The organism is Burkholderia sp. Tr-862 (assembly GCF_011753085.1).
GTDB classification, from domain to species: Bacteria; Pseudomonadota; Gammaproteobacteria; order Burkholderiales; family Burkholderiaceae; genus Burkholderia; species Burkholderia ambifaria.
This window is the reverse complement of sequence record NZ_VWWG01000262.1, coordinates 1-5,565: the sequence shown is the minus strand read 5'-3', so window position 1 is coordinate 5,565 and position 5,565 is coordinate 1. Positions and strand designations below refer to the sequence as shown.

7 protein-coding genes and 1 pseudogene are annotated in these 5,565 nt (G+C 68.6%); 7 read left to right on the top strand and 1 reads right to left on the bottom strand.

From position 1 onward, the window contains the following. The 3 genes from F3J14_RS33140 to F3J14_RS33130 form a co-directional block, all read left to right on the top strand. On the top strand, positions 1-362 hold a 362-nt coding region (locus F3J14_RS33140; protein WP_211080425.1), incomplete at its 5' end, for a DoxX-like family protein. Next, the gene (locus F3J14_RS33135; RefSeq protein ID WP_166726496.1) at positions 359-829 is read left to right on the top strand and encodes a DUF2269 domain-containing protein; all 471 of its coding nucleotides are present in this window, start codon (positions 359-361) and stop codon (positions 827-829) included. The genes F3J14_RS33140 and F3J14_RS33135, both read left to right, overlap by 4 nt. A gap of 138 nt (positions 830-967) precedes the next feature. Continuing rightward, positions 968-1,591 carry a glutathione S-transferase gene (locus tag F3J14_RS33130; protein ID WP_166726495.1) on the top strand — a complete coding sequence of 208 codons (624 nt, stop codon included), beginning with the start codon at positions 968-970 and terminating at the stop codon, positions 1,589-1,591. A gap of 69 nt (positions 1,592-1,660) precedes the next feature. Here F3J14_RS33130 and F3J14_RS33125 read toward each other — a convergent pair whose 3' ends face one another. Then, positions 1,661-3,064, bottom strand: coding sequence for a serine hydrolase (locus tag F3J14_RS33125; RefSeq protein ID WP_166726494.1), 1,404 nt, complete (start codon positions 3,062-3,064; stop codon positions 1,661-1,663). A gap of 261 nt (positions 3,065-3,325) precedes the next feature. On the opposite strand from F3J14_RS33125, the gene F3J14_RS33120 reads away from it, so the two are divergent. The 4 genes and pseudogenes from F3J14_RS33120 to F3J14_RS33105 all read left to right on the top strand — a co-directional run. Continuing rightward, entirely contained in the window at positions 3,326-3,745 is a 420-nt protein-coding gene (locus F3J14_RS33120; RefSeq protein ID WP_166726493.1) for an HIT domain-containing protein, read from the top strand. Positions 3,746-3,977: 232 nt separating this feature from the next. Then, positions 3,978-4,142 carry a hypothetical protein gene (locus F3J14_RS33115; protein ID WP_006760791.1) on the top strand — a complete coding sequence of 55 codons (165 nt, stop codon included), beginning with the start codon at positions 3,978-3,980 and terminating at the stop codon, positions 4,140-4,142. 166 nt (positions 4,143-4,308) lie between these two features. Further along, positions 4,309-4,968 carry an isoprenylcysteine carboxylmethyltransferase family protein gene (locus tag F3J14_RS33110; RefSeq protein ID WP_166726492.1) on the top strand — a complete coding sequence of 220 codons (660 nt, stop codon included), beginning with the start codon at positions 4,309-4,311 and terminating at the stop codon, positions 4,966-4,968. A 379-nt stretch (positions 4,969-5,347) separates the two neighbouring features. After that, positions 5,348-5,565, top strand: a pseudogene (locus tag F3J14_RS33105) (hypothetical protein); the annotation flags it as partial.

Below are 5,565 nucleotides of genomic sequence, written 5' to 3'. Positions count from 1 at the left end.
GGCGGCGGCCGCTGCTGCGCGGCGCGCTTGCGATCGTCTGGATCTGGACGGCCATCGTGAGCGCTTTCGTCCACCCGCAGAGCGACAGCCTTGCGATGCTCGCCCGCGCACACCTCACCGGGCTGCCCGCGCTGATCGCCCTCTACGCCGCCTGCGCGCTGGACTTCGCGTTAGGGGTGGCGACCGTTGCCGCGCCGTCACGCCGTCTGTGGGCCGCGCAAGGCGGGCTGATCGTCGTGTATTCGGCCGTCATCGCGGTCACGATGCCCGGCCTGCTGGCCGAACCGTTCGGCCCCGTGCTCAAGAACGTGCCGATTCTCGCGATCCTGTTGATCCTGTTTTCCGAAGAAGAACAACCATGAATACCTATCTCGTCGTCAAGGCGCTTCACATCCTGTCCTCGGTGCTGATGGTCGGCACGGGCTTCGGCACCGCGTTTTACCTGTTCTTCGCGAACCGCACGCGGTCGGTGCCCGCGATCGCGGCCGTGTCGCGGCTCGTGGTGCGCGCGGACTGGTGGTTCACGACACCGGCCGTGATCTTCCAGCCGGCGTCCGGGCTGTGGCTCGCGCATACGGCCGGCTGGCCGTGGCATACGCCGTGGCTCGTCGCGTCGATCGTGCTGTACGCGATCGCGGGCGCGTGCTGGCTGCCGGTCGTGTGGTTGCAGATCGAGCTGGCCGCGTTGGCGAACCTCGCGCATGCGAACGGCGAGGCCACGCTGCCGGCGCGCTACTGGCGCTATGCGAAGCGCTGGGAACTGCTCGGCTACCCGGCGTTCTTCGCGATGCTGACGGTCTATTTCCTGATGGTGCTCAAGCCGATGTAAGGGCGCCGGGCCGCAAACGCCGATTTCGCGTGCGGGCCCTGTCGATTTCCACGCGCTCGTGTATAAATTCGACGGGAGTGCGTTCCAGCCGTTTCGGGCATCCCGAACGCTCCGCATCCGACCTCACAAGGAGACAGCATGCTGCGCATCCTCGGCAAGATCCCATCCATCAACGTCCGCAAGGTGCTGTGGCTGTGCACCGAGCTGAACCTGCCGTTCGAACAGGAAGACTGGGGCGCGGGCTTTCGCACGACCAACGACCCGACCTATCTCGCGCTGAATCCGAACGGCCTCGTGCCCGTCATCAAGGACGACGGCTTCGTGCTGTGGGAGTCGAACACGATCATCCGCTATCTCGCGAACCGCTACGGCGGCGACGCGCTCTATCCGGCCGAGCCGCAGGCGCGCGCCCGGGTCGATCAGTGGATCGACTGGCAGGGCTCGGACCTGAACCGTTCGTGGGTCGGCGCGTTCCTCGGCCTCGTGCGCAAGTCGCCCGAGCACCAGGACCCAGCGGCGATCGCACAGTCGATCGCGGGCTGGACGAAGCATATGCAGGTGCTGAACGCGCAGCTCGAAGCGACCGGCGCGTTCGTGGCCGGCGACCACTTCACGCTCGCCGACATTCCGATCGGCCTGTCGGTGAACCGCTGGTTCGGCACGCCGTTCGAGCATCCGGACTTCCCGGCGGCGAAGCGCTACATCGAGCGTCTGGCGACGCGCGAGGGCTTCAAGCAGTACGCGGGCAGCGCGAACCCGTAACGCATCGCAAGTCGCGCGCGGGGCGGGCGTGGTGGTGTGACCGCCGCCGCCGCGCCGCGGCACGTCACGTCACGTGCCGGATGCCGGTACGGCGTCGAGCACGCGCGCGAGAAACGCCTCGTGGTTCCACGCGGATTCCGGCCGCGACAACCCGAGCCGCACGACCACCAGCTCGCGGCTCGGCACCACGCTCACGAACTGGCCTTCATGACCGACCGCATGAAACGCGTCGGCGGGCATCGCGCTCGCATGCGGATCGCGATCGTTGAACGGCTCCGGCACCTTGACCCACAGATGCGCGCCGAATTCCTGGTGCGTCGATTGCGGCGTCGTACGCGTCAGGTAGCGCACCCAGCCTTCCGGCAGCAGCCGCTGCCCGTTCCACACCCCGTCCTGCAGCAGAAGCTGCCCGAAGCGCGCCCAGTCGTGCGCACTCGCATACAGGTAAGACGGGCTGCCGAGCGTGCCGGCCGCATCGGGCTCGAACACGGCGCTGCGCATCCCGAGCGGCTCGAACAGCGCACGGCGCGGAAACGCGAGGTAGTCGGCCTCGGTGCCGCCCAGCGCTTCGCGCATCACGCGCGCGACGATCGCGCTCGTACCGCTCGAGTAGTACCACTGCGTGCCGGGCTGCGCGGCGAGCGGCTTGGCCGACGCGAAGCGCGCGGTGTCGGGCTGCGTGAACAGCATCACGGCGACGTCGGACAGCGGGTCGTCGTAGTCTTCGTTGAATTGCAGGCCGCTCGTCATCCGCAGCAGCTCGTCGAGCGTGATCGCCGCGCGTGAATCGCCGCTGGCGCGCCATTCGGGCAGCAGCGCCGACGCATCCGGCGACAGCTTGTGCTGCGCGACCAGCACGCCGGCCAGCGCGGCCGTCACGGTCTTCGTCATCGACCAGCCGGGCAGCGGCGTGTCGGCCGTGAAGCCGGGCGCATAGCGTTCGGCGATCACGTGGCCGCGCCACATCACGACGACCGCACGGGTGCGCCGCGGCCGCGCCGGATCGGGTTCGTCGAACGCGCGGTCGAGCGCGGTGTGCAGCTTGCGTGTGTCGATGCCGGCGGGCGGTGCGGGCGGCGCCGCATCGTTCGCGGGCGGTGGATCGGCGACGGGCGGCAGCGCGGCCGGCAGCATGCCGGGCGACGGCCCGAGCGCGAGCGTGCAGCCGAGCCCGGGCCGGAAATCCGCCTCGCGTCGCGCGAAACCGGCGAACGTCGCGATCGCGCGATGATGCTCGGGATCGAGTGACGGGCGCACCAGTTTCAGCAGCGGATGCACGCCGGCCATGATGTCGACGTCGATCACCGACGCGGCCGGACGGCCTGACACGAACACGCCGGAACACAGCGCCTTCGCGGCATAGCCCGTCGCGATCGGGGCGAGCCGCGACAGCATGTAGCCGGTGTAGCCGAGCGCGGCGACGAGTGCGACCGCGACGCCGCGCAGGATCAGCGATTTGAAGGGGATCGTCATGCGCGAGCGTCCTCGGTGGCGTGCCGGCCGGCAACGATCCGGCAGTGTCGCAGGTTCGGGCAAGCGGTGGCAATCGCGCGGGGTGACGACGCCGGGCGGCGTCGCTCAGGTGACATGCTGCCCGGCGTGTGCGAATCGCATGTGTCGCATGTGTCGATCGCGCGGGTTCGTGCCGGCAAGTTGAAATCCGACCGCCCGTCGGCCGATAATCGTCCGGCATCGTTCCCAGTCAAACCGCCCATCGGAAAATCGGAAAACGCCATGTCCTACGACAACAACAACCCGTTCGCCAGGATCCTGCGCGGCGAACTGCCGTGCGTGAAGGTCGCCGAAGACGACGCAACCCTCGCGATCATGGATCTCATGCCGCAGGCCGACGGTCACGTGCTCGTGATCCCGAAGGAGCCGGCCGCGCAGATCTTCGAGCTGTCCGGCGATGCGGCCGCGGCCGGCATCCGCATGACGCAGCGCGTCGCGGCGGCCGTGCGCGCGGCGCTTGGGCCGGACGGCGTGTTCATCGGCCAGTTCAACGGCGCGGCGGCCGGCCAGACGGTCCCGCATGTGCATTTCCACGTGATCCCGCGCTGGGAAGGCGTCGAGTTGCGGCTGCACGCGCGCGACATCGCCGACGCGGCCGCGCTCGAATCGGTCGCGCAGCGCATCCGCGCACGTTTCGTGTAACGCGTGCCCGGCTCGTCATGCGGGGCGGCGCCAGCGCCGGTGTGCCGTCGCGCCGCACGCACCTGTTTCAGCGGTCACGCGACGTAACACGTGTAACCGCTCGCGAAACTCGTCCCGCCGGCCCCGGCGCTAGACTCCGCGCATTGCCGCATCGAGCGACAGGAAGGTCGGATCGTGCCGTCGTGCCGCCCGTCGCGAGATGCAATGTGTCCTCTTCGCCGGGAATCGAGCCATGTACAAAGTTCTCATCACGTTTGCGCTGATCGGCGGCCTGTCCGGCTGCTACGTCGCGCCGCCTTACGGCTACGCACCCGCGCCGGCCTATTACGGCTATGCGCCGGCGTATTACGCACCGCCGGTCAGCGTCGGGATCGGCGGCAACTTCCGCATTCGCTGACCAGGCGGCCGCCGCGGGGCTGCCCCGCACGTCGATCGGCCGCGTCGGTCGACGCCGCGCCGCCGCTTCTCGCAACAACGCTCCGCGCGCCGCATGACGGCGCGCGTGCGCATCGGCCGCCCGGGTTCCTATACTTCACAGGAAAACCAACTCCGGCGAGGCAGCCATGGCCGTCACGCGCAAGGTCGCAATCGTGTCGAGCGTCTCCACGCTCGTCTACCTCGGGCTCGCCGTGCTCGGCATCGGCGGGTTCGCCGCCTTCTGTTCGCATCCACAACTGATCGTCATCGCCGTCGCGACGCTCGCGCTGGCCGTCGCGGCGTTGTTGACCGAAGGCAACCTGAGCGCCGGCGAACGCGAGGACCGCGACAACCGCTGGGTGCTTCCGGCCTTCGCGGCCAGCGGGTTCCTGCTCGCCTATCTGCCCGCGCTGACCGACCGGCTCGACGTGTGGACCTTCGGCGGCGACACGGTGCGGTGGATCGGCGTCGTGCTGTATGTCGGCGGCGGGGTGCTGCGCATCTGGCCCGTGTTCGTGCTCGGCAAGCGCTTCAGCGGGCTCGTCGCGATCCAGCCGGGCCACACGCTGGTCACGGACGGCATCTATCGCAGGATCCGCAACCCGAGCTATCTCGGCCTGCTCGTCAATGCGCTCGGCTGGGCGTTCGCGTTCCGCTCAGGCGTCGGGCTGCTGCTCGTCGCGCTGACGCTGGTGCCGCTCGTCGCGCGCATCCGTTCCGAGGAAGCACTGCTGCGCGCGCAGTTCGGCGCCGAATACGACGCGTACTGCGCGCATACCTGGCGGTTGCTTCCGGGCGTGTATTGACCCTCGTTTGCCGTCGGATGGGCGGCGGAAAGCTGGCCGGCATCCTCCGGCGCTCGCCGATGTGTTGCCACCTGTGTCCGAACCCGCGACGCCGACGCTTCCCGTACCGTCCCCGCGACCGGTCGCCGCTTGCCGGAGCCTTTACTGGCGGGCCTTGCCGGCGATTTCGGCAAGCCTTTCCGAGTCCTGTTTCGGTAAACAACTTGTTACCAGAATGTCGACTGCAACGGGGCTCGACCGGTGCTATTCTTCGCCGCAAGCTCATTGAAATGAATTGGTCCGGGATTCGGCACAATGCCGGTCTCGACGTCGATCGATTCAGATCGTCGTATCGAGCGGACCTTCAATAACCAGATTGCGAACAAGGAAGAATACGGGAATGTGGAAGAAAATTGCCCCCACTCTCGTCGTCGCCGTGCTGACCGGCGCGACCGCATTGCCGGCAATGGCCGGTGACCTGAACAATGCGCTTGGCGGCGCGCTCGGCGGGGTTGCCGGCGCAGCGGTCGGCGGCGCGGTCGGTGGCAGCACCGGCTCCGTCATCGGTGGCGCGATCGGCGGCGGCGCAGGCGGCGCAGTGACGTCGAACCGTCGCGA